This is a genomic window from Neorhizobium tunisiense (assembly GCF_039631515.1).
Classification (GTDB): domain Bacteria; phylum Pseudomonadota; class Alphaproteobacteria; order Rhizobiales; family Rhizobiaceae; genus Neorhizobium.
Window position 1 is genome coordinate 1,423,694 of the sequence record NZ_JBDIUU010000001.1, and the last position, 26,950, is coordinate 1,450,643.

A 26,950-nucleotide genomic window follows, 5' to 3' on the forward strand; every position below is an offset into this window, starting at 1 on the left:
CTACCAGTTCGCGCGATCCGGGTTAAGAGGAAATCGCCGAAATGCCTAACACCGATGGGTTCATGGACGCAGCACTTGCGGAAGCCAAAGATGCGGCGGCCCGCGGCGAGGTTCCGATCGGCGCCGTTCTGGTCATCGACGGCGTTATCGTCGCCCGCTCCGGAAACCGGACCCGCGCCGAAAACGACGTTACCGCCCACGCCGAAATCGCCGTCATCCGGGATGCCTCGGCCGCCCTTGGACAGGAGCGGCTGTCAGGTGCAGACCTTTACGTGACGCTCGAACCCTGCACCATGTGCGCGGCGGCGATCTCGTTTGCGCGCATCCGGCGGCTCTATTACGGCGCGGAGGACCCTAAGGGCGGAGCGGTGGACAACGGCGTGCGCTTCTTTGCCCAGCCGACCTGCCATCATGCGCCGGAAGTCTATTCCGGCCTCGGGGAAAGCGAGGCCGCGATCCTGCTCACCGGCTTCTTCAGATCGAAAAGAGAGAGCTAAGCCAAGCTTAGAATAGCTTCCACCAGTCGCTGCCCTTCTTGGCTTCCGCGGCTTGCGCCTTGCGGCGCTTTTCCTTCTGGCTTTCGGGCTCGCCGACATCCGACAGGGCAGCCGCATCCACCGAACGGAACTCCGCCGGCGGCTCGGCGAGCGAACGACGGCGTCCGGTCACACTGACGGTCTCGGCGTTTTCCTTGGCCTTGCGGAAAGCTTCCCACTTTTCCGTCTCGGTCATCTGACCGGCCTGGCCGCTGCCGGCGAGCAGCGGTGACCGATAGTTGGGATCGTTCTCGTGAGCCGCCGCTTCGTCACGCAGACGCTTGCGGGTTTCTTCCGGAGATTCGACCCAGTTGGGGTTGCTTTCGCGATTCGCCAGCGATTGCTGGGGCGCCGGCAGCGTCTGGTCCTGACCCTTGGCGACAACCAGCGAAGGACGCGGGTTATATTTCAGGCCCGCTTTCGCTTCGGCGCTCTTGCCGCCCAGCGAGACGGACTGACCGAGGTCATCTGTCAGCTGCTCCATGGCCGTCTTGTCAGTGCCGTAGGTCGGGCCGCCGATGCAGCCCGAAAGGGTCAATGTCGAGGCGAGGACGCCGGCCACGCCCATGCCGACACGAAACGCATATGTCGCTTTCATCAAAACCCTTCCAGCGGCGCCCGTCCTGACGCCTCAGACACACTCAAACGCCTGATGGCCGGAAAATCCGGCCAATTTCAGGCGGTTTTACCGGATGATTGCTCAAAGCGCAATCATCCGGTGACTTTCAACCATCAGAGCCGGCCGAGAGCCGCCAACTCTCGCAATGCGGCAGCATCACGCGCCGATACATCCGGATAGGCCGCATCCGAGCCGACATCGGTGGTCACCCGCCACGAGCGGGCACATTTGGTGCCTTCGGCGAGTTTCGGATCGACGGCAACGCCCTGCACTTCCGGCAGGCGGAAGGCGCTCTCAGGCGCCTCTCCCGCAACAATCGCGATACCCGAGGTGATGCAGGTCTCTTCGAAGTCCTGGCCCTCCAGCGCCTTCATCAGCTCCGGATCGTTGACATAAACGACCGGTGCGGCCTCCAGCGAAGAGCCGATCCGCTTGTCCTTGCGTTCGATTTCGAGCGCGCCTGTGACAACCGAGCGCACCTTGCGGATCTGCGCCCACTTTTCGGCGACCGCATCGTTTTTCCATTCAGTCGGAACCGTCGGGAACTGTTCGAGATGGACCGAGACGGCGTCCGGGTTGCGCGACAGCCAGGATTCCTCGGTGGTGAACGGCAGCATGGGGGCAAGCCAGGTCACCGTGCAGTCGAAGATCTTGCGGATGACGGCGAGAGCCGCGCGACGGCGCAGCGAGGACGGCGCGTCGCAATAAAGCGCATCCTTGCGAATATCGAAATAGAAGGCCGACAGCTCGATATTGGAGAAGTCGATCAGCGCCCGGGCGATCTTCTTGAACTCGAAAGCGTCATAACCCTCGCGCACGAGCTTATCGAGCTCGGACAAGCGATGCAGCATCAGCTTTTCGAGTTCCGGCAGGTCGGCATAGGCGATCTCCTCGCCCTCGTCATGGGCGAGCGTGCCGAGCATCCAGCGGATCGTGTTGCGCAGCTTGCGATAGGCATCGACATTGGTCTGGATGATCGTCTTGCCGAGGCGCTGGTCTTCCCAATAGTCCGTCGTCATCACCCAGAGGCGGAGGATATCGGCGCCGGCATCCTTCATGACGTCCTGCGGGGCCACGACATTGCCGAGCGACTTCGACATTTTCTGGCCCTTCTCATCCATGGTGAAGCCATGGGTGACGACCGTGTCATAGGGCGCCCGGCCGCGGGTGGCGGCGGATTCCAGAAGCGAGGAATGGAACCAGCCGCGATGCTGGTCGGAGCCTTCGAGATAGACGTCGGCCGGCCATTTCAGGTCCGGACGGTCCTCCAAAGTGAAGGTGTGCGTCGAACCCGAGTCGAACCAGACATCGAGGATGTCCATCACCTGGGTCCAGCCTTCATTGGCGCGCGAGCCGAGGAAGCGCTCGCGCGCGCCTTCGGCGAACCAGGCATCGGCACCTTCGAGATCGAAGGCTTCGAGGATGCGCTTGTTGACCGCTTCGTCCTGAAGGATCTCGCCCGCTTCGTCCACGAAGACGCAGATCGGCACGCCCCAGGCGCGCTGGCGCGAAAGCACCCAGTCCGGGCGCTGCTCGATCATGGCGCGCAGGCGGTTCTGGCCGGCGGCGGGTACGAAACGGGTGTCGTCGATCGCCTGCAAGGCACGCGAGCGCAGCGTGGTGCCGTCGGCGAGCGTCTTGTCCATGTAGACGAACCACTGCGGCGTGTTGCGGAAGATGATCGGCTTCTTCGAGCGCCACGAATGCGGGTACTGGTGCTTCATCCGGCCGCGGGCAAACAGCGCGTCGCGCTCGATCAGCGCCTTGATGACGCGATCGTTGGCATCGCCCTTCTTGCCGTTGTCGTCCATGACGCGGGCAGGCCCGCCCTCGCGATCCGGCCCGAAGCCCGGCGCGTCCTTGGTATAGAAGCCCGCGTCATCAACGGGGAACGGGATGCGCATTTCATCTTTGGCCGCCGGGATTTCATCTTGTGATCTGCCAGCATGGTACACTTTGAAGATGGCATCCTGATTGCTCATCCATACATCAAAGTCTTCGCGGCCATGACTTGGCGCAGTGTGGACGAAACCGGTGCCGGTATCATCGGTGACGTGGTCGCCGGGGATGAGGGGAACGCGGAATTCATAACCGCCGCCAAAACCCTTCAAGGGGTGGGCGCAGGTGATATCCCTCAGAATTTCCGGCCCAACCGCAAAAAGACGCTTAAATTTAAGCTTTGCCTTGGCGAAGGACTCATCGGCCAACGCATCAGCAAAGATCAATTTTTCGCCCCGCTGCGGGCCATAATCAGGATGCTCGGTCGCCGTCACCTCATAGAGGCTGTAAGCGACGCGGGGCGAATAGGCGATAGCGCGATTGCCGGGGATCGTCCACGGCGTCGTCGTCCAGATGACGACCGATGATTGTCGAATTTGATCGTTCTGCCAGACCATGGCTTCAGCGACTTCTGTAGTATTTCCGCCATACGCGTTGATCGCTCGAAGATGCGCCACCGGAAACTTCACCCAGATCATGTCGCTTTCGACATCCTGGTATTCGACTTCCGCTTCCGCCAGAGCCGTGCGCTCCACCACCGACCACATGATCGGCTTGGAGCCGCGGTAAAGCTGGCCGCTCTGGGCGATCTTCAGCAGTTCGCCGGCGATGCGGCTCTCGGCGTGAAAATTCATCGTCAGGTACGGGTTCTCAAAATCGCCCACGATGCCGAGGCGCTTGAATTCTTCGGCCTGGACCTTGATCCATTTTTCAGCGTAGGCGCGGCATTCGCGACGGAACTCGATCATCGCGTCCGGTTGCTTCAGATCGGGCTTAGCCTTGCCCTTGGAACGATAGTTCTCCTCCTCGATCTTCCATTCGATCGGCAGGCCGTGGCAATCCCAGCCCGGGACGTAGTTCGAGTCAAACCCACGCATCTGAAACGAGCGGGTGATGACGTCCTTCAGGATCTTGTTCAGCGCGTGGCCGATATGGATATTGCCGTTGGCATAGGGCGGGCCGTCATGCAGCACGAATTTTTCGCGGCCGGCGGCGGAGGCGCGAAGCTGCTTGTAGAGGTCCATCTGCTGCCAGCGGGCAACCAGTTCCGGCTCCTTCTGCGGCAGGCCTGCGCGCATCGGGAAATCGGTTTCGGGCAGATAGAGGGTCTTCGAATAGTCGAGCTTTTCGGCGGTATCGGTCATGGGATCAATCGTCCTGGCGCCGCGACGGGGCGCATCTCGATGAAAATTCGCTGGCGGAAGGCGCTTATGAAGCGCCAAAAACCCGGACCCTCCGGCCGCTCTTACAGCGCGCGGAAGGCCGGGCCTATAATTCGAATGATCTGGGCCAGCCGGAATTTTTTCATGGTGGCGGTTCTTAAGGGTTTTTGCGGCGGAAAGAAAGGGGCAAAACCAAGATGTTGTTCTGGACTTTCGAACTGGCGGGGGCTATATCTGACTAGCTGACTAGTCGGAGATTTTCATGCCGGGCAAGCCTACCGTTCAGGATAGCAGCTGGAAGCTGGAAGACGCCAAGGCACGCTTCAGCGAGGTGGTCAGGCGCGCGCATAGCGAAGGCCCGCAGCGCGTAACGGTGCGGGGGCGCGACAGCGTCGTCGTCATCAGCACGGAGGAGCTGGAGAGGCTGACCAGAGCCGCGCCTAAGAAACCCTTCGTGGAATTCATGGAAGGCCTGGGGCTGGACACGCTGGACCTCGAGCGGGAAGCGGATCGCGGCCGGGATATCGAGTTGTGATCGGCTGGCTGCTGGATACCAATGTCATCGCAGCCCTGATCAATCCGAACGGTGCGCCTTCGGTCAAACGTTGGGCCGCCGGGCAAGACGAGGACCGTTTCTTCATCAGCATCCTGACCTTGGCGGAATACGACAAGGGCATCGAAAACCTGCCGTCGGATGACGAAAACCGCTATCGTTATGCCGCAGCCCGGGATGCGCTCGAAGACAGGTTTGCCGGCCGGACCCTTTCCGTCAGCGACGGGATCGTCAGGCGGTGGGGCGCGATATCCGGAAGGGTGAAGCAGGCAACAGGCCATGCGCCGCCGGTGATCGATACGCTGTTTGCCGCGACGGCGATCGAGCACAATCTCTATCTCGCCACCCGCAACGTGAAAGACACCCGCGCGTCGGCTGCTGCGATCTTCGATCCCTGGCAGGACGATCCGGAGCGGTTTCCGCTGAGCCGCCGTTAACGCCTCAAAACGCGATCTTGGCGTCCACTTCGCCAAGCGGCTTCACACCGGACAACAGCGCCCGCGCCTCTTCCTCATCACGCCTGATCTGCGCGACCAGCGGGTCCAGCCCGTCGAATTTCTGTTCGTCGCGCAGGTGGCCGAAGAAGGAGACGGAACAGGTTTCGCCGTAAAGGCTGCCGGAAAAATCGAAGAGGTAGGTTTCGAGCAGGGGCGCACCGTTTTCGGTCACCGTCGGGCGGCGGCCGTAGCTGGCGACGCCGTCGAAAAGCGTGCCGTCGGGGCGGCGGAAGCGGACGGCGTAGATGCCGGCCTTCAATTCGGCCTCCGGCGGCAGCTGCATGTTGGCGGTCGGGAAACCGAGCTGGCGGCCGAGCTTTTCACCGCCGATCACCTCCGCCTCAAGCGTATAGCGATATCCGAGCAGGCCGGCCGCGGCGGCGACGTCGCCTTCCGCCAGCAGGTCGCGGATGCGGCTGGACGAGATCACCTCGGCATTCTCGTCGCGGAAGGCATCGACCAGCTGCACGCTAAAACCGTGCTTGGCGCCGGATGCCATGAGAAAAGCCGGACCGCCTTTCCTGTCCTTGCCGAAATGAAAGTCGAAGCCGGTGACGACGGCGCTGGCTGCGAGCCAATCCACGAGAATGGTCTGGATGAATTCTTCCGCCGAGCGGGTCGCAAAGTCCGGGGTGAAGGGATATTCGATCACCGAGCGGAAACCCATGGCTTCGAGAAGCCGGGCCTTGAGCGGTGCCGGCGTCAGCCGGAACACCGGCTCTTCCGGGCGGAAAACGGTGCGCGGATGCGGTTCGAAGGTCAGCACTAGGGCGGGCACGCCGCGCTGTTCGGCAAGTGCCAGCGCGCGCTCCAGGACGCTGCGATGGCCGCGATGCACGCCGTCGAAATTGCCGATGGCGATAACGCCGCCCTTCAGTTCCTCGGGCAGCGGCTCCTTCTTCTCGTTGCGGTGGAAGACAGTCATGCAGCGGGTTCCGGTTCAGGCCCAGTTCGGCCCAGGGGGCTATGCGAGGCGCGGCATCCAGTATTTCGGCGCGGCATTTTCCCGTTTCAGCCAGGCGTTCAGGATCGTCTCGTCGGTCTGGCCGTTGACGGTGTATTCCGCGACATGGATGCCTGCGCTGATATAAAGCAGGTCGAGGCCGTATGCGAGTGCGCCGCGCACGTCGGTCGGCATGCCGTCGCCGATCGCCAGCACCCGACCCATCGGGAATTCGCTGCGCACTTCGCGGGCGGCTTCGATCGCCGCCTCGTAGATCGGCCGATGCGGCTTGCCGGCAACGCGGGTCTTGCCGCCGAACTCCTCGTAATAGGCCGCGACCGCGCCGGCGCAGGGAATGATCTTGTGGCCGCGCTCGACGACGAGATCCGGATTGGCACAGATGAACGGCACGTCGCGCTTGGCAAACGCCGCCAGCATGTCGGTATAATCTTCCGGCACTTCCTTCTCGTCGTCGAAGAAACCGGTGCAGACGATGCATTCGGCTTCCTCGGCGGAGACCACATCGACGCCGAGCCCGTCGAACAGGTTGAGGTCGCGTTCGGGACCGATCAGGAAGACCTTTTTCGGGCCGTCGACGATCAGGTGCTGGGTGACGTCGCCGGATGTGACGATCCGGTCATAGGTGCCGTCGGGCACGCCGAGTGCGCGCATCTGCTCGATGACGCCGGGCGCCGTGCGTGGCGAATTGGTGATCAGCACGACGGTTGCGCCGGCTTCGCGGGCCGCGGCGAGAGCCTTGCAGGAATGCTGGAAAGCCTCGACACCGTTGTGAACCACACCCCAGACGTCCGAAAGGACCACGTCGTAGCCGCCGATCACTTCGCTCAGATTGCCGATGCGCTTTGCCATGTAACCTTCCCATCTCGCAAGTTCCGGGTCACATGACAAACCCGGTTAAGGATTACAAGAGATATTCGGGAGAAAAACCGCGACCGCCGACGGCGCTGCGCGAACTTCGGCAGGGTGCCCCGTTGGGCATTCGCAGGCTCGCGCCGCCGTTAAGCGCGACAGCGCCTTTCTTCCACCAAAGTCCGGTGCAACATGCCGACCTGTCCGGAGAGGTGGCCGGACCCGAACACCCTGATGCGCCTATGGCCGTAAGTTCCGCCAGGCGCAGGCATTGCCCAGCATTCGTATCGTTAAGCGTATTTTCTATGAGGTTCCGAGCCGGCCTGAAAATTTTGCGGCCGTTCTTGACTCATCCGCCGGGCACCCTTATCTCGACGCGGCTGGCACTCTCCAACGGGGAGTGCTAACAGCACCGAGATACGGGTTTCCACCCGTCCATGTCATTTGATCGAGGGATTAGACAATGGCAAGCACCAATTTCCGCCCCCTTCACGACCGCGTCGTTGTTCGTCGCGTCGAATCCGAAGCCAAGACCAAGGGCGGCATCATCATTCCTGATACCGCCAAGGAAAAGCCGCAGGAAGGCGAAATCGTCGCCGTCGGCACCGGCACCCGCGACGACAAGGGCAATATCACCGCTCTCGACGTCAAGGCCGGCGACCGCGTCCTGTTCGGCAAGTGGTCGGGCACCGAAGTCAAGCTCGATGGCGAAGACCTTCTGATCATGAAGGAATCCGACATCATGGGCATCATCGGCTGATTTCCGGCCCGTTGCTCTTCATTCTAAATCGCTGACACCCCTTTTCAGGAGTTATCAAAATGGCAGCCAAAGAAATCAAGTTCGGCCGCACCGCGCGCGAAAAGATGCTGCGCGGCGTCGACATTCTCGCTGACGCAGTCAAGGTAACGCTCGGCCCGAAGGGCCGTAACGTCATCATCGACAAGTCCTTCGGCGCTCCGCGCATCACCAAGGACGGCGTTTCGGTCGCCAAGGAAATCGAACTGGACGACAAGTTCGAGAACATGGGCGCCCAGATGGTCCGCGAAGTTGCTTCGAAGACCAACGACATCGCCGGCGACGGCACCACGACGGCTACCGTTCTTGCCCAGGCGATCGTTCGCGAAGGCAACAAGGCAGTTGCAGCCGGCATGAACCCGATGGACCTGAAGCGCGGCATCGATCTCGCCGTTGCAGACGTCGTCAAGGATCTCCAGGCCAAGGCCAAGAAGATCTCCACGTCGGAAGAAGTCGCACAGGTCGGCACGATCTCCGCAAACGGCGACAAGCAGGTCGGTCTCGACATTGCTGAAGCCATGCAGAAGGTCGGCAACGAAGGCGTCATCACGGTTGAAGAAGCCAAGACCGCCGAAACCGAACTCGAAGTCGTCGAAGGCATGCAGTTCGACCGCGGCTACCTGTCGCCCTACTTCGTCACCAACCCGGAAAAGATGGTCGCCGACCTCGACGACGCTTTCATTCTCCTCCACGAGAAGAAGCTCTCGAACCTGCAGGCGATGCTCCCGGTTCTCGAAGCCGTCGTCCAGACCGGCAAGCCGCTCCTGATCATCGCTGAAGACGTCGAAGGCGAAGCTCTTGCAACGCTCGTCGTCAACAAGCTGCGTGGCGGCCTCAAGATCGCTGCCGTCAAGGCTCCGGGCTTCGGCGACCGCCGCAAGGCCATGCTCGAAGACATCGCCATCCTGACGGGCGGCACCGTGATCTCCGAAGACCTCGGCATCAAGCTCGAAAATGTCACGCTCGACATGCTCGGCCGCACCAAGAAGGTCTCGATCTCCAAGGAAAACACCACGATCGTCGACGGCGCCGGCTCCAAGGCCGACATCGAAGGCCGCGTTGGCCAGATCAAGGCCCAGATCGAAGAAACCACTTCGGACTACGACCGCGAAAAGCTGCAGGAACGTCTTGCCAAACTCGCTGGCGGCGTTGCCGTGATCCGCGTCGGCGGCTCGACGGAAGTCGAAGTCAAGGAAAAGAAGGACCGCATCGACGACGCTCTCAACGCGACGCGCGCTGCCGTTCAGGAAGGCATCGTACCGGGCGGCGGCGTTGCCCTGCTGCGTTCTTCCACGAAGATCGCTGCAAAGGGTGCCAACGACGACCAGGAAGCCGGCATCAACATCGTTCGCCGCGCTCTGCAGTCGCTGGTTCGCCAGATCGCTGAAAACGCTGGTGACGAAGCCTCGATCGTGGTCGGCAAGATCCTCGAAAAGAACGAAGACAACTACGGCTACAACGCCCAGACGTCGGAATATGGCGACATGATCACCATGGGTATCGTCGACCCGCTCAAGGTCGTTCGTACTGCCCTGCAGAACGCAGCTTCGGTTGCTTCGCTGCTGATCACCACCGAGGCCATGATCGCCGAACTTCCGAAGAAGGAAGCTGCCGGCGGCGGCATGCCGGGCGGCATGGGCGGAATGGGCGGCATGGACATGATGTAAGACCTTCGGGTCTCGCATCTGAGCCAGCCGGTTCAGTTCGGAAAGGGCGGCCCTCGGGTCGCCCTTTTTGTTTGTCAGCAGGACGGAGCACGGCTGACAAAGACGCAGGCCGCAATTACACTTGCGCCATGAGTTTCTTCGAGAGCCTGCTCGTCCTGTTGCTTGTCGCGATTGTGCTTCTGCAGATCTCGCGCCGGCTTTCCGTGCCCTATCCGTCGATGCTGGCGCTGGCGGGTGCGGCGGTCGCGCTGGTGCCGGGCATGCCCTATATCTCGCTCGACCCGCACACCGCGCTTGCGCTGTTCATCGCGCCGGCGCTGCTCGACGCCGCCTTCGATTTTCCGATCGGGATCGCCCGCCGGTTCTGGGTGCCGTTGCTCGTCTTTGCGATCGGTGGCGTCTTTGCGACCGCGGCCGCCGTCGCCTTTGCCGGGTGGGCGTTTGCCGGACTGCCGATTGCCGCCGCGCTGGTGCTCGGTGCGATCGTCGCTCCCCCCGATGCGGCGGCTGCGACTGCCGTTCTGTCGTCGATGTCGATCCCGCGCACCACCGATACGGTCCTTCGGGGCGAGAGCCTGTTCAACGATGCGGCCGCGCTGCTGATTTTCGACGCGGCGCTTTCGGTACAATCGGCCGGTAGTCTCGATACCGGCGTGGCGCTGCATCTTTCCGTCGCCGTGCCCGGCGGCATCCTTCTCGGCATCCTGGCCGCCTGGGCGGTCCGGCACCTGACGCGGTTTGTTGCCGGCACGCTCGGCGGCATCCTCCTGCAGTTCGTGCAGACCTTTCTTCTGTGGATTCTCGCCGAACGGCTTGGCCTGTCGGCGGTGCTCGCCATCGTCGCCTTCGCGATGACGCTTGCGAGAAGCAGCGAGGCGCGCTCCTCGGCCCGCATGCGGGTGCAGTCCTATGCGGTCTGGACCGCTGTCGTCTTCGTGCTCAATGTCATGGCCTTCCTGCTGATGGGCATGCAGGTTCGCGACATCGTCGGCGGAATGCCGGCGGACCATCTTTGGGATGCCGCGCAGTTTTCGCTGATGACCATCGTGATCGTCGTCGCGGTGCGTTTTATCGTCTGCATCGGCTACAATCGCCTCAACGCCTGGCACGAGCGCAGCCGCGGCAGAACTGAAACCGCAACGATGACGCAGGCGTTGCTGGCGGGCTGGTGCGGCATGCGCGGCCTGGTGACGCTTGCGACCGCGTTCGCCCTGCCGATGGACTTTCCGCAACGCGACGTGGTGGTGCTGACTGCTTTTTCGGTGGTTCTTGCGACCCTCGTCGTCCAGGGACTGACGCTCACGCCCATCATCCGCTGGCTCGGCCTCGACCGCCGTGCCGAGGGGCATGGCGAACTCGCCGTCCTGCGCAGCAAGATCGCCCTCGCAGGCCTTTCCAGGCTCGACGGCGCGACCGAGACGGAGGCGGAACTGCTGCGCTCCAAGTTCCGCATCGAGCAGCTGGCTGCTTCCCGTATCGAGGACGCCACCTCTCTCGATACCTATCGGCGGCTTGCCTTGACAGCTATTGCCGCGCAGCGGGAAGAGCTGGAAAAGCTTCGCTCGGTGCACAAGGTCAATGTCGACGAGTACAATCTGCTGCTCGAAGAGATCGACTGGCGCGAACTTTCGGTCCTGCCGGAAGACGCGCGCAGGATCGAAGAAATCTGATCCGTCGTTCAGTCAGGATTTGTGCCGGGTAACGGAGGCCCGCGCGATGGGGTGTTGCCAGATCAGGCTCCCTGGCATGCGAAGGGCGGCCTGGAAGCCGCCCCGTGACGCGGGCTTTCAGTTGCGTTACGCAATCAGTAGATATCGCGGCCGTTGTGGCTCTTGCGGTAGATGTTGCGCGAAGCGCGGTCCTGCATCCGCTCGATCCGCTGACGCTCCCTATAGGAAATGTAGCCGTCACGGCCGGCGCGGGCCTGCGCACGGTCGATGCGATGTTGCTGGCGGGCGAGGTTGCGCAATTCGAACGGCGTCAGCTCACCCCGGGCCATGCCGCGATAGATGCGGTATTCCTGGCGGTTTTCCCGCGCCTCGCTGCGGTAGGTCTGGGCAAGGCTCGGCACGGCGGATGCGACCAGGAGGGCGAGCGCGGTGATGATGATCTTCTTCATGAGGGCTCCTTTCATCGGCAATGATCGCATGGTGAAGGAGAAACGATGAACCTTTGCTGAAGGTTGCGTTCAGCGAGAGGAGCATCCTTGAAGATCTCCGCCGTTCAGAGCGGGGAGACGGCACCGCACTGGCGCACCAATGATTGTCTCTTTTTATCGAACAAACCGTCAATCATTGTTCATCTTCCGGATACGGGCAAAATGGGGCACATACAGTCCCAGAGAATTCAACCCGCGTGTCCAACCAGAGACACCGATCCGGAGATCTAAAAATGTCCACCACCGCTACCAATTCCTTGCTTCTCGTCGGCCGCGTCCTCCTGTCCGGCATGTTCGTCATGTCCGGTTTCCAGAAGCTCATCGATCCCGCCGGCACCGCCGGCATGATCACCGGTGCCGGCCTTCCGGCCGGAATGCTGCTCGCCTATGTCGCGGGCCTGTTCGAACTGGTCACCGGCCTTGCCGTGCTGACCGGCTTCCAGGCGCGCATCGCAGCGCTGCTGCTGGCTGCCTTCTCCGCTTTCACCGCCTTCGTCTTCCATTCCGGCGCCATCAACGTCCCGGGCTTCCCGGAGGCCGCCAATGGCCTGCTGACGCTCTTTAACAGCCTGATGATGATGAAGAACCTGACGATTGCCGGTGGCTTCCTGGTTCTCGCCGCCGTCGGCGCCGGTGCATTTTCTGTCGATGCCCGCCGCGGTTCTGTCGCAATCGCTGCCTAAGCTTTCGAAATTCCCTGCCCAAGACTGCCCGCCGGATGAGAAGTCCGGCGGGTATTTTTTTGATCTCAATCGGTCTGGACTGCCGGCAGGTCCGCCATTTCGGGCAGCCAGGGAACGGCCGAGCGGCACCAGATCTGGCGCTGCGGCTTCAACTCCGCCCGCTGGTCGATGCTGCCCCATCGGATGCCCCAGATTCTCGCCGCCTCGCCTACGCCATTGACAAAAAGCGGGGAGCCGCATTCGGGGCAGAAATACTGCTGGCGGACGCGGCCGCTCTCGGCCACCTTGCGGTAAAGCTTTGGCTCGTGCCCGGTGAGCTTCAGATCGCTTTCCGGTACGACGGCGGTGACGCGAAACGGCGAACCGCTGAGCGCCTGGCAATCGGTGCAATGGCAGATACTGACCCGCTTCGGGTCGAGTTCGGCCTCATAGGTCACATGGCCGCAATGGCATCGACCGGTCACGTGCATCGTGCTTCCTCCTCTTCAAAACTCAGAGCGTGGCGCGGACTGCCTCCACGATCCTGGCGATCCTCGGATCCTGCTCGTGCCCCGGCTTGCGGGCCCTGACGAGGCAAGCTTCCGACTTCAGGATCACCCCATCCGAGAGGATCTTCAGGTGGTTGGCCCTGAGGGTCGACCCCGTAGAGGTGATATCGACGATGATATCCGCCTGGCCGGCGGCCGGCGCGCCTTCAGTGGCGCCGAGGCTTTCGACGATGCGGTAGAGCTGGATGCCGTGCTGGCTCGAAAAGAACTGCTGGGTGAGCCGCCAGTACTTTGTAGCGATGGCGAGCCTGCGGCCATGACGGGCGCGAAAATCCGCCGCCACGTCGCCGAGGTCGGCCATGGTTTCCACATCGAGCCAGATTTCCGGCACCGCGACGACCACATCCGCCTGGCCAAAGCCGAGGCGGGCACAGAATTCGACGCGTCCGTCGGCGCCGGCCATGCCTTCGCGCACCAGGTCTTCGCCGGTGACGCCGAAGTCGACGGCGCCGCTCGCGAGCTCGCGGGCAATCTCGGAGGCCGAGAGATAGGCGATCTCGACGCCGTCCAGGCCTTCGATGCGGCCGCGATAGGAGCGGTCGTTGCCGACGGCGGAGATGGCAAGCCCGGCGCGCTCGAAGACCGCGGCGGTATCTTCCTTGATACGGCCCTTGGAGGGCAGAGCGATGGTGATCGTGCTCATTGTTTTGCCCTCGCAGCTTCGATCCGGTCGAGCCACAGCGAGAAACCGACAGCCGGGATGTGCTCCTTGGCGCCGAGCAGGGTCAGCAGCCGGTCGAAACGGCCGCCGCCGGCAAGCACCGCGGAGGAGCCCGCCTCCGTCACCTCGAAAACGAGGCCGGTGTAATAATCGAGCGGACGTCCGAAGGCGGCGCGATAGGTCATGGCGGACAGATCGGCGCCGGCATTGGCGAGCGCCGCCAGCCGGGCGTCGAAGCGGGAAACCGCTGCCCCCAGCTTCAGGCCGGCGGCATCGGCAAAGCCGGCCAAGGCAGCGGGCGCTTCGGCGAGCGGCAATTGCAGCGTCAGGAACTCGCGCAGCAGGAGCAAAGCAGTGCCATCGAGCCGGGTTTCGGCCAACGCCAGCTTTTCCTTGAGCCTTCTCGCGATCTCGACCGGCGACCGGCTGGCATTGGTGGAATAACCGGTCTCCTGCATGGTGCGGTCGATGCGGGCGACGAGGTCCGCCTCGTTGTCCGAGGCGATCAGTTCGGCGATCTGCGGATCAAGGCCGGTGACCGGCTGGGGCTTGGCGAGCCGCTCAAGCAGCGCTTCGAGATGGGCCATGTCGCCGAACGCATGGATCAGCCGCCGCTGCCAGCCGAATGGCAGGCCGAGCGCCTTGACGACCGCCTCGAACACCGCCTGGTCGCCGAGCGTGAGCGCGAGCTTGCGGCCGGGCAACAGCGCTTTCAGGATGCCGGTCGCATCGCCGATGGCGCGGGCGTCGGAACTGGCGATATCCTTGTCGCCGAGATCCTCGATGCCCGCCTGGTAGAATTCGTGGGAACCCTCGCGGCGCTGGCGGAACACTTCGCCGAGATAGGAATACCGTTTTGGCGTGCCGGTGGCGGTTTCGATGTGACGCAGGCAGACCGGAATGGTGAATTCCGGGCGCAAGCAAAGATTGGCGCCGGTCTCGCTTTCGGTGAGGAAAATGCGGCGGCGCAGGTCTTCGCCGGCCATATCGAGGAAGGGCTCGGCCGGCTGGATGACGGGGGTGTTGACCCGCTCGGTGTGGCGGGCGGCAAATTCGGCGAGAAGATCGGCGGAGAAGTCGGGCATGTCGATCAGGGGCATGGGATCGCTCCCACCGTGCCATGAAGCTCCCCTCTGCCCTGCCGGGCATCTCCCCCACAGGTGGGGAGATTACAAGCGGCACGGCCGATGCGCCCGAAGGAGCGCTGCGGAGGACGCGACGTCAGATAGGGAATGGTGAGCACGAGCCCAGCCGATCTCCCCCCCTGTGGGGGAGATGTCCGGCAGGACAGAGGGGGGTGGAGCTCACGCATTGCCCGCCCTTTTCCGATCTTCCGCCTGGGCCGCCAGAATCTCCTTCACCTTGGCCACCAGATCGGCCTCGGCAACGGTTTCCTGCGCCACACGCGCCTCGCGCCAGCTGGCATTGTCCTCGATCTCGCCGGAAAGGCGCTTGCCCTCGATCAGGTCCTTCAACTGCACGACGCCCTGAGCCCGCTCGTCGCCGCCCTGGATGATGGCGATCGGGCAACCGCGGCGGTCGGCATATTTCAGCTGGTTGCCGAACTTCTTCCAGTTGCCCTGGTACATTTCGGCGCGGATGCCTTCGTTGCGCAGCGCCTGGGTGAAGCGCTGGTAACGGCCCATGCTCTCCACATCGCCATCCATGACGGTGACCAGCACCGGAGCGATCACCTCGTCCTGGCCGAGCTTGCCGAGGTTCTTCAGCGCTGTCATCAGGCGCGAGACGCCGATCGAGAAACCGGTCGCGGGAACCGGCTGGCCCATGAAGCGCGATACGAGGCCATCATAACGCCCGCCACCGCCGACCGAGCCGAACACGACTTTTTCGCCTTTTTCATTGGTGACGTCGAAGGTGAGTTCGGCTTCGAAGACCGGGCCGGTGTAGTATTCGAGGCCGCGGACGACGGATGGGTCGATCTTGATGCGATCCGGGCCGTAACCGCTTGATAGCGCTAGAGACTGAATCGTCTTCAGCTCTGAAAAGCCTTCTTCCAACTGCAAGCTAGCAATATCTAAATTTTGGCAGGCACTCTCCGCTAACGCAACAAGATCTAGCGTATTCTCGTCGACTAGCGCTTTATCAACGGCAAGCGATGATACAAAGCCAGTAACCTTTTCGACCTGCTCTTCGTCAAGCCCGGCACCCTTGGTAAAGTCTCCGGACTCGTCCTTGCGGCCGGGGCCGAGCAGAAGCTTCACACCCTGGGGACCAAACTTGTCGAGCTTGTCGATGGCGCGCAGCACGTTCAGCCGCTGGCCGGCCTTGTCCTCGCCGCCAAGCCCGATCGCCTCCATGACGCCGTCCAGAACCTTGCGATTGTTCACCCGGATCACGTATTGGCCTTTTAGACCAAGCGCTTCCATCGTATCGGCCATCATCATGCACATTTCGGCGTCCGCCTGGACGCCCGGTGCGCCGACCGTATCGGCATCGAACTGCATGAACTGGCGGAAACGGCCCGGGCCTGGCTTCTCGTTGCGGAAGACGTAACCGGCGCGGTAGGTGCGGAACGGCAGCTGGATCTCGTTGAAATTCTCCGCCACATGGCGGGCGAGCGGCGCAGTGAGGTCGTAGCGCAGGCTCATCCACTGGTCGTCGTCATCCTGCAGCGAGAAGACGCCCTCGTTCGGGCGGTCGCTGTCGGGCAGGAATTTTCCCAGCGCATCGGTATATTCGAACAGCGGGGTCTCGACCGGATCGAAACCGTAACGCTCGTAGACTTCGCGGATCTTCGCGGTCATCTCGTTGGTGGCGTGGATATCGGCGGCGGAACGATCGACGAAGCCGCGCGGCAGGCGGGCCTTGAGTTTCTGGGGCTTTTTGCTCTTGTCGTTCATGATCGAAATTCCATTGCCGACGGCCGGAACGGGCCGAATTTGTGTGCGGTTTCTTAGAGGATAGAGGCCTGGGCGGCAAGGGCGGCGGCTGGCGAAGACGCGGGCGCGGTGCTATATATTGCGACGATGGAAGGGCAACGGCCATGAACAAGCGCGTCACGATCGAAATGCCGGAAGAGATGCACAGGCTGATTGCCGAATACGCGGCGCAAGCCGGCGCAGAGCCGGGCGCCTATGTGAAGGAAGTCCTGGAACAGCATCTGGAAGACCTGCATGATATCGCTCTCGCGGAAGCCGCCATGGAGCGGATTCGCAATGGCGAGCGGGTCTATACCTGGGACGAGATGGAGCGCGAGCTTGGTCTGGAAGATTGACTTTCAGGCCGGCGCAATCAAGCAGCTCAAGAAGATGGGACGTGGCGAGTCCGCTCGCATACGCGATTTTCTCAACACACGGATCAAGCCGCTCGAAAACCCGCGCCAGTTCGGAGCGGCCTTGGAAGGATCCCGCTTTGATCACCTCTGGCGCTACCGCGTCGGCGATTACCGGATCATCTGTGACATTCAGGACGAACGGCTCGTCGTGCTGGTGATCGAAATCGGCCACCGCCGCGAGGTCTATCGCTAACTCATGCTCACCGAAGCTCTCCAATACGCCGCGACCTCGCTGGTCACGCCGAAGAAATTCCGTCCCTCCATCCGTTCGTCCGTAAGCCTGTGGTCGCGGGCCGGGCGATGCGCGCGCGATTGGGCGATGCATGAGGAGAATTGCAAGGCATTCATCCGAGAGGCCATGGCCGCCATGAAGCCTCGGCGGACCTGCGTCGTGCTCGGCTCCGGCCTGCTGCGGGACGTGCCGATCGATGATCTCTCGGAAAAATTCGATACGGTGGTGCTGGTCGACCTCGTGCATCTGGCGAGCGTGCGGATGCGGCTGAAGGCGAAACGGTTCGGGAATATCCGGCTGATTTCGCGCGACCTCTCCGGCTTCGACGATGCGGTCGCAGCCAAAAATCCGGAGCCGTTGTCGTTCCTGCGGCAGGTACCTTATCTCGATCTCGTCGTCTCGGCCAATATCCTGTCGCAGATCGGGGTGGGATCGAAACGCCGGCTGGAGGCCGAGAACAGTCCGGCGCGCGACGAGATCTTGCAGCGACTGGTCCGGGCGCATCTCGACGGCCTCGCGGCGCTGCCCTGCAAGACGGCTCTGATCACCGATACCGCCTATCGCGTCGCCGATCGGGAGGGCCAGGTGCTGGAAGAGGCCGACCTGTTCTATGGCGTTCCGGCGCCGGCGGCGAAACGGGCTTGGACCTGGCCGGTCGCGCCCTATGGTGAGCTCAGCAAGGAGTATCAGGCAGTGCACGATGTCATCGCCTTGTGATGTCGGCGCGGTTGATTTCCGCAAGGACGACCGTAAATTCGGAACCATGCCACGCTCCGCCGCCATCGTGATGTTCCTTGCCTGGCCTTTACAGGGCCATGCCGGCCGCCGCGCCACTGACGCCCCCTCCTCGCACCTGACGTAAATTCGGCTCACATCATCATCAAAACTCTGTCGGACACGGAAAAGGAAAACCTATGTCTGCAAAAATCATTCTCATGACCGCCGCCCTCTCCGCTTTCATGACCGGCCCGCTCGCCGCGCAGGAGATGAAGGGGATGGACCACTCCAAGATGAGCATGCCGACAGGTGGCAGCCCCTCCACCAAGGCATTCGAAGATGCGAACGCCAAAATGCACAAGGACATGGCGATCCAGTATTCCGGGGATACGGATGCGGATTTCGTGCGCAGCATGATCCCGCATCACCAGGGCGCGATCGACATGGCCAAGGTCGAGCTTGCACATGGCAAGGACCCCGAAATCCGCAAGCTCGCTGAAGCCGTCATCAAAGCGCAGGAGGCAGAAATCGCCGAGATGCAGGCCTGGTTAAAGGCGCACAGCAAGTAACAAGCCTTGATGTAGATCGGCGCCGGGCAGGCTTTCATCTTGCCCGGCGCGCCCTTTTTCGCCATATCAGCGAATGGAGGCAGATCCATGCGCCCGATTACCGCCATCGGCTTCGATGCCGACGATACGCTTTGGCAGAACGAACAATATTACCGGCTGACGGAGGAACACTTCGCCAGGCTGCTCGGCGAGTTCGCCGAAGGCGCTCATATCTCCGAGCGGCTGCTGGACGCGGAAAAACGCAATCTTTCCCATTACGGCTTCGGCATCAAGGGTTTTACCCTGTCGATGATCGAAACGGCGATCGAGATCACCGGCGGCAAGGTGCCGACCAGGATAATCGGCGAAATCCTCGATATCGGCCGTGACCTGCTGCGCCATCCGGTCGAAACGCTGCCGCATGTGGAAGAGACGCTGGAGGCCTTGAACGGCGAATATCTGCTGGTGCTGATCACCAAGGGCGACCTGTTCGACCAGGAACGCAAGCTCGCACAATCCGGCCTCGGTGATTTCTTCGATGCGGTCGAAATCGTCAGCGACAAGAACGCCACCACCTATCGCCGCATCTTCTCGAAAGTGGCGGACGGGCCGGAACGGGCAATGATGGTCGGCAATTCGCTGAAATCAGACATCGTGCCGGCGATCGCTGCCGGAAGCTACGGCGTGTTCGTGCCGCATGCGCTGACCTGGGTTCTGGAACATGTGGACGCGCCGACCGCAGCACCGCGCTTCCGCCAGATCGACCATCTCGGCGAACTGACTTCGGTGATCTCGAAGATCACGGGCGCTTGAATTTCAGCCTCAGCTCGTCGACCTCTCGCTGGCAGAAACAGCCGTCGAGATGGTCATTGACCATGCCCATGGCCTGCATGAAGGCGTAGACGGTGGTCGGGCCGACGAAGGTCCAGCCGCGCTTCTTCAGGGCTTTCGACAACTGCACCGATACCGGCGTCGTGGGATTGGCCCTCAGCGTCGCAAGATCCATCACTGCCGGGCGCAGATGTGGGGCCGGTTCGAAGCTCCAGAAAAATTTGGCGAGCGAGCCGAATTCGTCACGGAGCTCGATGGCGCGGGCGGCATTGTTGATGGTCGAGACGATCTTGCCGCGATGGCGGATGATGCCGGCATCAGCGAGGCAGCGGGCGATATCCGCCTCGCCGAACCGCGCGACCTCGACGAAATCGAAACCGGCGAAGGCAGCGCGGAAATTTTCGCGCTTCCTGAGGATCGTCAGCCAGGACAGGCCGGACTGGAACCCCTCGAGGCAGATCTTTTCGAACAGCCGGACATCGTCGGTCACCGGCCGGCCCCATTCCTCGTCGTGATAGTGCCGGTAGTCTTCGAGACCACCATGCCAGGCGCAACGCCCCCTGCCGTCCTCGCCGAGGATGATTCCCGCCTTTTCCATTCCCAATTCCTTTAGCCCCGAGCTTTGGTTAACGGCTTTTCCGCCGGCTTTAACATCGGTCAACCATGTTTCAAAACCGGGCGGTAACCCTGCCAAAAGGTTTATAGGCCGGCCGGCTTTCAATGTTCCACCCGTTTACCATTCGCTTTCACCTCGCGGTCACCATGTTCGTCAACACCGACGCCTGATTATCCAAGTGTTTGAGGGGCGTCCGGTCGGTGATTTGTAACGTGTGGATCCGATCATGAAGAAAACCCTTTTCCTGGCCTTCGGCCTTGCCGCCGCCTTTTCAAGTTCCGCCGCTCTTGCCCAGGACCGCTATCGCGAGCGCCCGCCCGTCGTCGTCAGCCCCGATCTTGCCGCCCCCTGGGTGATGCAGCTTGCGGGCCCGAACGGCCGCCCGGTCGTCTATCCGCGCCAGGCGGCCCAACCGCGTGCGATCTACCAGCAGCGTGAGCAGCAGCAGCCGATGGTTCGCCGCGGCATCTTCGACCGCTCGCCCGTGCAGCAGGTGGCGATGCGGCCGCAGCCGATCCGCAGCCAGATCGAACCGCAGTTCCTGCCGCAGACCGTCACCTACGACACCAAGGAAAAGGCCGGTACGATCGTCATCGATACCAATAACCGCTTCCTTTATCTGGTCACGGGCAATGGCCAGGCCCGCCGCTACGGCGTCGGCGTCGGCAAGCCGGGTTTCGAATGGGCCGGCGAACACCGGGTGAGCCGCAAGTCCGAGTGGCCGGACTGGACGCCGCCTTCGGAAATGATCCAGCGCGAAGCGGCCAAGGGACATTACCTGCCGGCCCGCATGGACGGCGGACCGGAAAACCCGCTCGGTGCCCGGGCCATGTATCTCGGCTCGACGCTCTACCGCATCCACGGCACCAACGCGCCGTGGTCGATCGGCAGCGCCGTCTCCTCCGGCTGCATCCGCATGCGCAACGAAGATGTCACCGATCTCTACGAACGGGTGAATATCGGCACCAAGGTCATCGTCATGTAACGCCGGCCGGTCTGCCAAGGTGAGGCGGCGAAGACACAGTCCCGCCGCCTTTTTACCATCACATCTTCTTTATTGGACCTACCCCTGCTTGTTTTGCCGCCCGAGTCGGTTAGCCTCCGCCGTTCAACAAATCGGAGAGGACCTTAGGATGAGGATTGGGGGAATGAGGACAGGCAAGACCCTCGCGATGGCCATGGGGATGGCTGGCGCGATCTTCTTCACCGCCGGACATGCCAGCGCATTCGGCCCGGCGGCGCCGTTTATCGAACGCCCGACGAGCGACGTGACGCTGGTCGCGATGCCGCGGGAAGTGCCGGAAGAATTCAGGCGCCGCATGGTGCGCTTCTCATCGACCGAAAAGCCCGGCACGATCATCGTCGATACCAACAACAAGTTCCTCTACTATATCGAAGGCCCCAACCGGGCGACACGCTACGGCATCGGCGTCGGGCGCGAAGGGTTCGGCTGGTCGGGCGTCGTCAATGTCGGCCGCAAGGCGGAGTGGCCCTCCTGGACACCGCCGGCCGAGATGCGCGTGCGCGAACGCCGCGCCGGCCGCATCCTGCCGGCCGTGCAGGAAGGCGGCATCGACAATCCGCTCGGCGCCCGCGCCATGTATCTCTACAAGGGCGGCCGCGACACGATCTTCCGCATCCACGGCACCAACCAGCCCTGGACGATCGGCCTCAACATGTCGTCCGGCTGCATCCGGATGATGAACAAGGATGTCGAGCATCTTTATTCGCGCGCCGACATCGGCACCAAGGTGATCGTCATCGGCCCCGGCAACCGGCAGGGGAACGTCGATTTCAAGGATCGGGGCATCGATATTTTCGGCACAATTTTCGGCGGCTGAGACACCCTGCAAACGGTCAAAAAGGGCGGCAAACACTGCCCTTTTCAGGGGTTTAGACTTCGTTAACCATAAATCGCCTAGCTTCGTCGGCGACTGATGCACAAAAAGCACAGACCGCCGATGCATCCGCCGCTAAACATTGAGTCATCAAAAAAGCCAACGTTCCTCCCTGCAGGCTGATTCATGCGCAAAATTCTTTCTTTCGCCTTCTCTTCCACGCTTCTCACCGCTGGCCTTGCTTATATTGCTCCGGCTCAAGCGGCCGACATGACACCAGCGAGCCCCGCCTATGTGGCTCCGGTTCACACCGGCGGATTTGAAATCTCCGGTTACGGCGGTTACCAGTTCGCACCGCACTCCGATGTCGACGTCTCGGACGGACCGGATTTCGCAGCCGGCTGGGATACCAAGCCCTTCGCGATGCCGCCCTACTGGGGCGTCCGCGGCACCTATTGGTTCGATGGCGGCGCCCTGACGAACTGGGGTGTTTCGCTCGATTACACCCACGCCAAGGTCTATGCAGACGACGAAACCATGGCCAAGGCTGGAGGCTGGAGCGTCTTCGAATTCACCGACGGCCTGAACCTGCTGACGCTCAACGCGCTCTACAAGTTCCCGATCGAAGGCAGCAAGTGGACGCCTTATGTCGGCGCCGGTGTCGGTATCAACGTGCCGCATGTCGAAGTGACCCGCGCTTCCGGCCGCACCTTCGAATATCAGTTCGGTGGCGCGACGATCCAGGCCCAGGCCGGCGTAAAGTATCAGCTGACCGAAAAGTGGTCGATGTTCGCCGAATACAAGGGCAACTACTCGTTCGTGGATGTGGATATCGACAGCGGTGCCTCGCTGAAGACCAACATCCTGACGCACGCCATCAACCTCGGCGTCTCCTACAAGTTCTGAGGCTTAAAACCCTTCACGGAAAAGCCGGCGATTTCGCCGGCTTTTTTGTTGGACCTAATTTATCTTGCCGGGATCTTTTCCGGCTTCGGGCCGCCATAGGCCCAGTCCAGAAGCTCCACCGTGTGCAGGATCGGAATCGCCGTGCCGGACGCGATCTGGGTGATGCAGCCGATATTGCCGGTGGCGATCACATCGGCCTTGGTGGCTTCGATATTCCTGACCTTGCGGGCCTTCAACTCCGCCGAGATGTCCGGCTGCAGGATATTGTAGGTGCCGGCGGAACCGCAGCACAGATGCCCCTCGCCCGGATCGCGGACGGTGAAGCCCGCCGCCTTCAGCAGGTTCTTCGGCGCCATGGTGATCTTCTGGCCATGCTGCATCGAACAGGCGGAGTGATAGGCGACGTTGAGCCGTTTCGACTCGAGTCTCGGCAGGTCGAGCGACGACAGATATTCGGTAATGTCCCTGGCGAGGCTCGATACCTTGGCCGCCTTTTCCGCATAGGCCGGGTCGAGCCTCAGCATGTGGCCGTAGTCCTTGATCGTCGTGCCGCATCCCGACGCGGTGATGATGATCGCGTCGAGGCCGCCATTGTCGATCTCGCGCGTCCAGACATCGACATTGCGGCGGGCGAAATCAAGCGCATGCTCCTCGCGGCCCATGTGATGCACGAGCGCGCCACAACAGCCCTCGCCCTCGGGCACCACCACTTCGACGCCGAACCGGGCGAGAAGCCGGAGCGTAGCTTCGTTGATGCCCGGATCGAGCACCGGCTGGGCGCAGCCCGACAGGATCGCGACACGGCCGCGCTTCTCGATCTCCGGAACATGCGTGCCGGGCGCCGCCGAGCCTGAAACCCCGGCGACGGATTTCGGCGCAAGATCCAGCATTGCCCCCAGAGGCTTCAGCACCTGCACACGCTTCAGCAGCGGCGCGAAGGGACGACCGAGCTTTGCGAGAGCGAGTGCCGCGCGGAAACGAGCGGGATAAGGCAGGACAGCGGCAAGCAGGTTGCGGATCAGGCGATCGATCAGCGGGCGCCGGTAGGTGTTCTCGATATGGATGCGGGCATGGTCGACAAGGTGCATGTAGTCGACGCCGGAGGGACAGGTGGTGACGCAGGCAAGGCAGGAGAGACAGCGGTCGATATGGGTGGCCACTTCCTCATCCGCCGGGCGGCCGTTTTCCAGCATGTCCTTGATGAGATAGATGCGGCCGCGCGGGCTGTCGAGCTCATTGCCGAGGGTGACGTAGGTGGGACAGGTGGCGGTGCAGAACCCGCAATGAACGCAGCGGCGAAGGATCCTTTCGGATTCGGCGACATGCGGGTCGGCAAGCTGAGCGAGGGTGAAGTTGGTTTGCATTATTGGGTATCCCTCGCTGAGGCTGCATGTCTGCCGATGGTTCGGCATCCTGAGGCCCACCCCCCTCTGTCCTGCCGGACATCTCCCCCACAAGGGGGGAGATCGAATCGTGGCGAGGCTTCGCCCATCTTCAACCTTGCGATTGGAGCAATGTCGGCGCGCCCAGCCGATCTCCCCACCTGTGGGGGAGATGTCCGGCAGGACAGAGGGGGGCGGCCGGGTGAAAGCGAAGACATATTCATCACCCCATCTTGCCCAGGCAGAAAATGCCGGCCGGGTCGAGTTTCTGTTTGACGCGGGCCGAGAGCGCCGCCACCGCGTCCGGCAGCGGCTCGAAAGCCGGAGTTTGGGCGCGCACCGCATCCGATGCCCGCAGAAGCGTCGCGTGGCCGCCGCCGAGAGCGCGGATATAGCGGCGCAGCAAATCCGCTTCCGGGTCGGCTTCCATCCGCATCCAGACCAACCCACCCTGCCAGTCGTAGAAGGCATCGACACCGGTTTCGAGCCGGAGGGCGGCAACGAGCTGGTGGCCCGCGGATGGGGCGATCGAGACGCGCCAGACGGGTTTCAGCGTCCCATCGGAATAGGGATAGACATCGCGGATCTGACGCCAGAGCGTTTGGCTCTCCTCCAGACCCACCCGCGAGACCGGACCGAATGCCTCCATGACAGCGGTCAGTTTTTCGGCCCGCACGGCAACCGAGGCCGCAAGGCCTTCGAGGCGCAGGACAGTCGCCTCCCCGCTCGGCAAGGCACCGCCGAGGAAACGGAACCGGACGGTCTGCGGCAGGTGGGCCGCGCCCGAAACTTCGACCGGCAGCGCCATCGCCGCCGCCATCGCCTTTGCGGCACCGGCATCGTCGAGACCGGAAATGACGATGGTTTCCACCGCCTGCGGCACCGGCAGCACCCGGAAGGTCACTTCGGTCAGGAAGCCGAGTGTGCCGTGCGAGCCGGCCAGAAGCTTGACCAGATCGAGGCCGGTGACGTTCTTCATCACCCGTCCGCCGGCGCGGATCGCCTCGCCCCGACCGTTTATGAACCGGATGCCCAGCAGGCTGTCGCGGGCGGCGCCGGAGACGAAACGACGCGGGCCGGAGACATTGGCGGCAAACACGCCGCCGATCGTCGGTTCGCCGAGCGTGCCCATGACGCCGCGGTGGTCCATCGGCTCGAAAGCCATCATCTGCCGGTTGGCGGCAAGCGTCGCCTCGATCTCGGCGACCGGCGTACCGGCTTTGACCGTCATCACCATTTCCGCCGGCTCGTAGTCGACAATGCCGGAAAGACCGGTCGAGTTCATCATTTCGGCTGGCTCGGCAGAGTTGCCGAAACCGGCGCGGGTATTGCCGCCGCACAGCGCGAGCTTCTTGCCGTCGTTCGCGGCATTGCGGATGATATAGGCGGCATCCGCCTCGGAATTCGGTATCAGCGTCATGCGGCAGGCCGTCCATCCAGCGGAAAGACCTTGGACGGGTTGAGTATCCAGCCTTCATCGAAGGCATAGCGCACCGCCATCTGCTGGTTGAGGTCAGCCTCCGAATACTGGTGGCGCATCAGGTCGCGTTTCTCGATGCCGACGCCGTGTTCGCCGGTCAGGCAACCGCCGGCATCGACGCAGAGTTTCAGGATTTCGTTGCCGGCCTCCTCAGCCCTGGCCGCATCCTCGGGGTCGTTGGCGTTGAACAGGATCAGCGGGTGCATGTTGCCGTCGCCGGCATGAAAGACATTCGCGACCCGAAGCCCGAAACGATCGACGATTTCGGATGTCTTGTTCAGCACATAGGAGAGCTTGCCGAGCGGCACGGTGCCATCCATGCAGATATAATCGGCAATGCGACCGGTCGCGCCGAAGGCGGATTTGCGGCCTTTCCAGATCAGCGCCGCCTCGGTTGCCGACTGGCTTTCGCGCACGGTCTTGACGCCATGGCGCCCGGCGATCTCGACGATGGCTTTCAGCATCGCCTCCATTTCCGCTTCGGAACCTTCCACTTCGACGATCAGCAGCGCTTCCACATCCAGCGGATAACCCGCATGGGCGAAGGCCTCGCAGATTTCGATCGCCGGCTTGTCCATGAATTCGATGGCGACCGGGATGATGCCCGAGCCGATGATATCGGCGACGCAGGCACCCGCATGTTCGGACGTGTCGAAGCCGAACAGGACCGGGCGCGCACCTTCAGGCTTGGCGATCAGCCGCACCACCGCCTCGGTGACGATGCCGAGCTGGCCCTCGGAGCCGCAGACGAGGCCGAGCAGATCGTAACCCGCCGCATCCAGGTGCTTGCCGCCGAGCTCGATCACCGTGCCGTCGACCAGCACCATCTTCACGCCGAGCAGGTTATTGGTGGTGACGCCGTATTTCAGACAGTGGGCGCCGCCGGAATTCATGCCGATATTGCCGCCGATCGTGCAGGCGAGCTGCGAACTCGGATCCGGCGCATAGAAAAAGCCGTCGATGCCGACCGCTTCGGAAATGTTGAGGTTGGTGACGCCGGCCTGCACGATGGCGGTGCGGTTGGCGTAGTCGACTTCGAGGATGCGCGACATCTTGGAAAGACCGAGCACGACCGCATCCTCCTGCGGAATGGCACCGCCGGAAAGCGAGGTGCCGGCCCCGCGCGGCACGACCGGAATGCCGTAGCGATGACAGTATTTCATCACCGCGGCCACCTGCGCCGTGGTCTTCGGCAGGGCGACAGCAAGCGGCAGGCGGCGGTAGGAGACGAACGCGTCCGTCTCGAAAGGCACCAGCTCGCGCGCCTCGTGCACCAGGCATTCGGGCGGCAGAAGCTCGGTCAGGTCGGCGATGATCGCCGCCCGGCGCGACAGCACCGACTCGCGAGGCTTCAGAAAACTGATCGTATCGGCCACCGGCTCCTCCTAAAGACATTCAACTGGTATACTTTTT

At 62.5% G+C, this 26,950-nt stretch carries 29 protein-coding genes; 16 read left to right on the forward strand and 13 right to left on the reverse strand.

The annotated features are described in order from the left end of the window. Positions 1 to 41 precede the first annotated feature (41 nt). Entirely contained in the window at positions 42 to 497 is a 456-nt protein-coding gene (locus tag ABCW43_RS07545) for a nucleoside deaminase (protein ID WP_345922810.1), read from the forward strand. 7 nt (positions 498 to 504) lie between these two features. On the opposite strand, the gene ABCW43_RS07550 is transcribed toward ABCW43_RS07545, so the two are convergent. Together ABCW43_RS07550 and ileS are read right to left on the reverse strand one after the other, a co-directional pair. Continuing rightward, positions 505 to 1,134 (reverse strand): hypothetical protein, encoded by a 630-nt coding sequence (locus ABCW43_RS07550; RefSeq protein WP_345922811.1) that lies wholly within the window; start codon positions 1,132 to 1,134, stop codon positions 505 to 507. 134 nt (positions 1,135 to 1,268) lie between these two features. Further along, positions 1,269 to 4,298, reverse strand: coding sequence for an isoleucine--tRNA ligase (gene ileS, locus ABCW43_RS07555; protein WP_345922812.1), 3,030 nt, complete (start codon positions 4,296 to 4,298; stop codon positions 1,269 to 1,271). A 280-nt stretch (positions 4,299 to 4,578) separates the two neighbouring features. Between ileS and ABCW43_RS07560 the strand changes: the two genes are divergently transcribed. Together ABCW43_RS07560 and ABCW43_RS07565 are read left to right on the forward strand one after the other, a co-directional pair. Next, positions 4,579 to 4,851 carry a type II toxin-antitoxin system Phd/YefM family antitoxin gene (locus ABCW43_RS07560; protein WP_345922813.1) on the forward strand — a complete coding sequence of 91 codons (273 nt, stop codon included), beginning with the start codon at positions 4,579 to 4,581 and terminating at the stop codon, positions 4,849 to 4,851. After that, complete coding sequence (locus ABCW43_RS07565) at positions 4,848 to 5,306, forward strand: type II toxin-antitoxin system VapC family toxin (RefSeq protein WP_345922814.1); 459 nt, start codon at positions 4,848 to 4,850, stop codon at positions 5,304 to 5,306. Before ABCW43_RS07560 ends, ABCW43_RS07565 begins: the two co-directional genes overlap by 4 nt. A gap of 4 nt (positions 5,307 to 5,310) precedes the next feature. Here the strand turns inward: ABCW43_RS07565 and ABCW43_RS07570 are convergent, their stop codons facing one another. Both ABCW43_RS07570 and ABCW43_RS07575 read right to left on the reverse strand, forming a co-directional pair. Beyond that, the gene (locus tag ABCW43_RS07570) at positions 5,311 to 6,291 is read right to left on the reverse strand and encodes a bifunctional riboflavin kinase/FAD synthetase (protein ID WP_345922815.1); all 981 of its coding nucleotides are present in this window, start codon (positions 6,289 to 6,291) and stop codon (positions 5,311 to 5,313) included. Between the two features lie 39 nt (positions 6,292 to 6,330). Beyond that, entirely contained in the window at positions 6,331 to 7,179 is an 849-nt protein-coding gene (locus tag ABCW43_RS07575; protein ID WP_345922816.1) for a TIGR01459 family HAD-type hydrolase, read from the reverse strand. Between the two features lie 463 nt (positions 7,180 to 7,642). Here ABCW43_RS07575 and groES point away from each other — a divergent pair, with 463 nt between their 5' ends. The 3 genes from groES to ABCW43_RS07590 all read left to right on the forward strand — a co-directional run bounded on the left by groES (position 7,643) and on the right by ABCW43_RS07590 (position 11,312). Then, the gene (groES, locus tag ABCW43_RS07580) at positions 7,643 to 7,939 is read left to right on the forward strand and encodes a co-chaperone GroES (RefSeq protein WP_007752582.1); all 297 of its coding nucleotides are present in this window, start codon (positions 7,643 to 7,645) and stop codon (positions 7,937 to 7,939) included. Positions 7,940 to 7,998: 59 nt separating this feature from the next. Further along, a complete protein-coding gene (gene groL, locus ABCW43_RS07585) occupies positions 7,999 to 9,642 on the forward strand; it encodes a chaperonin GroEL (protein ID WP_046628488.1) in 1,644 nt (547 codons plus the stop codon). Between the two features lie 128 nt (positions 9,643 to 9,770). After that, entirely contained in the window at positions 9,771 to 11,312 is a 1,542-nt protein-coding gene (locus ABCW43_RS07590) for a cation:proton antiporter (protein ID WP_345922817.1), read from the forward strand. Between the two features lie 134 nt (positions 11,313 to 11,446). On the opposite strand, the gene ABCW43_RS07595 is transcribed toward ABCW43_RS07590, so the two are convergent. After that, complete coding sequence (locus ABCW43_RS07595) at positions 11,447 to 11,761, reverse strand: hypothetical protein (protein WP_345922818.1); 315 nt, start codon at positions 11,759 to 11,761, stop codon at positions 11,447 to 11,449. 272 nt (positions 11,762 to 12,033) lie between these two features. Here ABCW43_RS07595 and ABCW43_RS07600 point away from each other — a divergent pair, with 272 nt between their 5' ends. Continuing rightward, positions 12,034 to 12,483, forward strand: coding sequence for a DoxX family protein (locus ABCW43_RS07600; protein ID WP_345922819.1), 450 nt, complete (start codon positions 12,034 to 12,036; stop codon positions 12,481 to 12,483). A 65-nt stretch (positions 12,484 to 12,548) separates the two neighbouring features. On the opposite strand, the gene ABCW43_RS07605 is transcribed toward ABCW43_RS07600, so the two are convergent. The 4 genes from ABCW43_RS07605 to hisS all read right to left on the reverse strand — a co-directional run bounded on the left by ABCW43_RS07605 (position 12,549) and on the right by hisS (position 16,553). After that, the gene (locus ABCW43_RS07605) at positions 12,549 to 12,953 is read right to left on the reverse strand and encodes a GFA family protein (RefSeq protein WP_345922820.1); all 405 of its coding nucleotides are present in this window, start codon (positions 12,951 to 12,953) and stop codon (positions 12,549 to 12,551) included. Between the two features lie 22 nt (positions 12,954 to 12,975). Continuing rightward, on the reverse strand, positions 12,976 to 13,674 hold the full coding sequence (gene hisG / locus ABCW43_RS07610) for an ATP phosphoribosyltransferase (protein WP_345922821.1): 699 nt from the start codon (positions 13,672 to 13,674) through the stop codon (positions 12,976 to 12,978). Further along, on the reverse strand, positions 13,671 to 14,792 hold the full coding sequence (locus ABCW43_RS07615; RefSeq protein ID WP_345922822.1) for an ATP phosphoribosyltransferase regulatory subunit: 1,122 nt from the start codon (positions 14,790 to 14,792) through the stop codon (positions 13,671 to 13,673). The genes hisG and ABCW43_RS07615 overlap by 4 nt, the downstream gene beginning before the upstream one ends. Before the next feature lie 204 nt (positions 14,793 to 14,996). Then, a complete protein-coding gene (gene hisS, locus ABCW43_RS07620) occupies positions 14,997 to 16,553 on the reverse strand; it encodes a histidine--tRNA ligase (protein WP_345922823.1) in 1,557 nt (518 codons plus the stop codon). A gap of 143 nt (positions 16,554 to 16,696) precedes the next feature. Here hisS and relB point away from each other — a divergent pair, with 143 nt between their 5' ends. The 6 genes from relB (at position 16,697) to ABCW43_RS07650 (ending at position 19,297) form a co-directional block, all read left to right on the forward strand. Continuing rightward, positions 16,697 to 16,927, forward strand: a complete 231-nt coding sequence (relB, locus tag ABCW43_RS07625; protein ID WP_345922824.1) for a type II toxin-antitoxin system RelB family antitoxin — start codon at positions 16,697 to 16,699, stop codon at positions 16,925 to 16,927. Further along, the gene (locus ABCW43_RS07630) at positions 16,911 to 17,180 is read left to right on the forward strand and encodes a type II toxin-antitoxin system RelE family toxin (RefSeq protein ID WP_345922825.1); all 270 of its coding nucleotides are present in this window, start codon (positions 16,911 to 16,913) and stop codon (positions 17,178 to 17,180) included. Before relB ends, ABCW43_RS07630 begins: the two co-directional genes overlap by 17 nt. Positions 17,181 to 17,183: 3 nt before the next feature. After that, positions 17,184 to 17,936, forward strand: coding sequence for a hypothetical protein (locus tag ABCW43_RS07635; protein ID WP_345922826.1), 753 nt, complete (start codon positions 17,184 to 17,186; stop codon positions 17,934 to 17,936). Beyond that, on the forward strand, positions 17,920 to 18,081 hold the full coding sequence (locus ABCW43_RS07640; RefSeq protein WP_345922827.1) for a hypothetical protein: 162 nt from the start codon (positions 17,920 to 17,922) through the stop codon (positions 18,079 to 18,081). The genes ABCW43_RS07635 and ABCW43_RS07640 overlap by 17 nt, the downstream gene beginning before the upstream one ends. 52 nt (positions 18,082 to 18,133) lie before the next feature. Then, positions 18,134 to 18,505 carry a CopM family metallochaperone gene (gene copM, locus ABCW43_RS07645; RefSeq protein WP_345922828.1) on the forward strand — a complete coding sequence of 124 codons (372 nt, stop codon included), beginning with the start codon at positions 18,134 to 18,136 and terminating at the stop codon, positions 18,503 to 18,505. 87 nt (positions 18,506 to 18,592) lie between these two features. Continuing rightward, positions 18,593 to 19,297, forward strand: coding sequence for an HAD family hydrolase (locus ABCW43_RS07650; RefSeq protein WP_345922829.1), 705 nt, complete (start codon positions 18,593 to 18,595; stop codon positions 19,295 to 19,297). On the opposite strand, the gene ABCW43_RS07655 is transcribed toward ABCW43_RS07650, so the two are convergent. Continuing rightward, the gene (locus tag ABCW43_RS07655) at positions 19,284 to 19,913 is read right to left on the reverse strand and encodes a DNA-3-methyladenine glycosylase I (RefSeq protein WP_345922830.1); all 630 of its coding nucleotides are present in this window, start codon (positions 19,911 to 19,913) and stop codon (positions 19,284 to 19,286) included. The genes ABCW43_RS07650 and ABCW43_RS07655 overlap by 14 nt on opposite strands. A gap of 244 nt (positions 19,914 to 20,157) precedes the next feature. Between ABCW43_RS07655 and ABCW43_RS07660 the strand changes: the two genes are divergently transcribed. The 3 genes from ABCW43_RS07660 (at position 20,158) to ABCW43_RS07670 (ending at position 22,675) form a co-directional block, all read left to right on the forward strand. Further along, the gene (locus tag ABCW43_RS07660) at positions 20,158 to 20,916 is read left to right on the forward strand and encodes a L,D-transpeptidase (RefSeq protein ID WP_445738906.1); all 759 of its coding nucleotides are present in this window, start codon (positions 20,158 to 20,160) and stop codon (positions 20,914 to 20,916) included. A gap of 163 nt (positions 20,917 to 21,079) precedes the next feature. Next, complete coding sequence (locus ABCW43_RS07665) at positions 21,080 to 21,772, forward strand: L,D-transpeptidase (RefSeq protein ID WP_345922831.1); 693 nt, start codon at positions 21,080 to 21,082, stop codon at positions 21,770 to 21,772. A 183-nt stretch (positions 21,773 to 21,955) separates the two neighbouring features. Next, a complete protein-coding gene (locus tag ABCW43_RS07670) occupies positions 21,956 to 22,675 on the forward strand; it encodes an outer membrane protein (RefSeq protein WP_510749643.1) in 720 nt (239 codons plus the stop codon). A gap of 59 nt (positions 22,676 to 22,734) precedes the next feature. Here ABCW43_RS07670 and glcF read toward each other — a convergent pair whose 3' ends face one another. The 3 genes from glcF to ABCW43_RS07685 all read right to left on the reverse strand — a co-directional run bounded on the left by glcF (position 22,735) and on the right by ABCW43_RS07685 (position 26,913). Next, on the reverse strand, positions 22,735 to 24,039 hold the full coding sequence (gene glcF, locus ABCW43_RS07675; protein WP_345922833.1) for a glycolate oxidase subunit GlcF: 1,305 nt from the start codon (positions 24,037 to 24,039) through the stop codon (positions 22,735 to 22,737). Between the two features lie 241 nt (positions 24,040 to 24,280). Then, entirely contained in the window at positions 24,281 to 25,477 is a 1,197-nt protein-coding gene (locus ABCW43_RS07680; protein ID WP_345922834.1) for an FAD-binding protein, read from the reverse strand. After that, positions 25,474 to 26,913 (reverse strand): FAD-linked oxidase C-terminal domain-containing protein, encoded by a 1,440-nt coding sequence (locus tag ABCW43_RS07685; RefSeq protein ID WP_345922835.1) that lies wholly within the window; start codon positions 26,911 to 26,913, stop codon positions 25,474 to 25,476. Before ABCW43_RS07685 ends, ABCW43_RS07680 begins: the two co-directional genes overlap by 4 nt. Between the last annotated feature and the right edge of the window lie 37 nt (positions 26,914 to 26,950).

Excerpts from the sequence above, each read along its gene's own strand:
- ABCW43_RS07545 (WP_345922810.1), top strand. The coding sequence starts at position 42 with ATGCCTAACACCGATGGGTTCATGGACGCAGCACTTGCGGAAGCCAAA.
- ABCW43_RS07550 (WP_345922811.1), bottom strand. The coding sequence starts at position 1,134 with ATGAAAGCGACATATGCGTTTCGTGTCGGCATGGGCGTGGCCGGCGTC.
- ileS (WP_345922812.1), bottom strand. The coding sequence starts at position 4,298 with ATGACCGATACCGCCGAAAAGCTCGACTATTCGAAGACCCTCTATCTG.
- ABCW43_RS07560 (WP_345922813.1), top strand. The coding sequence starts at position 4,579 with ATGCCGGGCAAGCCTACCGTTCAGGATAGCAGCTGGAAGCTGGAAGAC.
- ABCW43_RS07570 (WP_345922815.1), bottom strand. The coding sequence starts at position 6,291 with ATGACTGTCTTCCACCGCAACGAGAAGAAGGAGCCGCTGCCCGAGGAA.
- ABCW43_RS07575 (WP_345922816.1), bottom strand. The coding sequence starts at position 7,179 with ATGGCAAAGCGCATCGGCAATCTGAGCGAAGTGATCGGCGGCTACGAC.
- groES (WP_007752582.1), top strand. The coding sequence starts at position 7,643 with ATGGCAAGCACCAATTTCCGCCCCCTTCACGACCGCGTCGTTGTTCGT.
- groL (WP_046628488.1), top strand. The coding sequence starts at position 7,999 with ATGGCAGCCAAAGAAATCAAGTTCGGCCGCACCGCGCGCGAAAAGATG.
- ABCW43_RS07590 (WP_345922817.1), top strand. The coding sequence starts at position 9,771 with ATGAGTTTCTTCGAGAGCCTGCTCGTCCTGTTGCTTGTCGCGATTGTG.
- ABCW43_RS07595 (WP_345922818.1), bottom strand. The coding sequence starts at position 11,761 with ATGAAGAAGATCATCATCACCGCGCTCGCCCTCCTGGTCGCATCCGCC.
- ABCW43_RS07600 (WP_345922819.1), top strand. The coding sequence starts at position 12,034 with ATGTCCACCACCGCTACCAATTCCTTGCTTCTCGTCGGCCGCGTCCTC.
- ABCW43_RS07605 (WP_345922820.1), bottom strand. The coding sequence starts at position 12,953 with ATGCACGTGACCGGTCGATGCCATTGCGGCCATGTGACCTATGAGGCC.
- hisG (WP_345922821.1), bottom strand. The coding sequence starts at position 13,674 with ATGAGCACGATCACCATCGCTCTGCCCTCCAAGGGCCGTATCAAGGAA.
- ABCW43_RS07615 (WP_345922822.1), bottom strand. The coding sequence starts at position 14,792 with ATGCCCCTGATCGACATGCCCGACTTCTCCGCCGATCTTCTCGCCGAA.
- hisS (WP_345922823.1), bottom strand. The coding sequence starts at position 16,553 with ATGAACGACAAGAGCAAAAAGCCCCAGAAACTCAAGGCCCGCCTGCCG.
- relB (WP_345922824.1), top strand. The coding sequence starts at position 16,697 with ATGAACAAGCGCGTCACGATCGAAATGCCGGAAGAGATGCACAGGCTG.
- ABCW43_RS07635 (WP_345922826.1), top strand. The coding sequence starts at position 17,184 with ATGCTCACCGAAGCTCTCCAATACGCCGCGACCTCGCTGGTCACGCCG.
- ABCW43_RS07640 (WP_345922827.1), top strand. The coding sequence starts at position 17,920 with ATGTCATCGCCTTGTGATGTCGGCGCGGTTGATTTCCGCAAGGACGAC.
- copM (WP_345922828.1), top strand. The coding sequence starts at position 18,134 with ATGTCTGCAAAAATCATTCTCATGACCGCCGCCCTCTCCGCTTTCATG.
- ABCW43_RS07650 (WP_345922829.1), top strand. The coding sequence starts at position 18,593 with ATGCGCCCGATTACCGCCATCGGCTTCGATGCCGACGATACGCTTTGG.
- ABCW43_RS07655 (WP_345922830.1), bottom strand. The coding sequence starts at position 19,913 with ATGGAAAAGGCGGGAATCATCCTCGGCGAGGACGGCAGGGGGCGTTGC.
- ABCW43_RS07660 (WP_445738906.1), top strand. The coding sequence starts at position 20,158 with ATGAAGAAAACCCTTTTCCTGGCCTTCGGCCTTGCCGCCGCCTTTTCA.
- ABCW43_RS07665 (WP_345922831.1), top strand. The coding sequence starts at position 21,080 with ATGAGGACAGGCAAGACCCTCGCGATGGCCATGGGGATGGCTGGCGCG.
- ABCW43_RS07670 (WP_510749643.1), top strand. The coding sequence starts at position 21,956 with ATGCGCAAAATTCTTTCTTTCGCCTTCTCTTCCACGCTTCTCACCGCT.
- glcF (WP_345922833.1), bottom strand. The coding sequence starts at position 24,039 with ATGCAAACCAACTTCACCCTCGCTCAGCTTGCCGACCCGCATGTCGCC.
- ABCW43_RS07680 (WP_345922834.1), bottom strand. The coding sequence starts at position 25,477 with ATGACGCTGATACCGAATTCCGAGGCGGATGCCGCCTATATCATCCGC.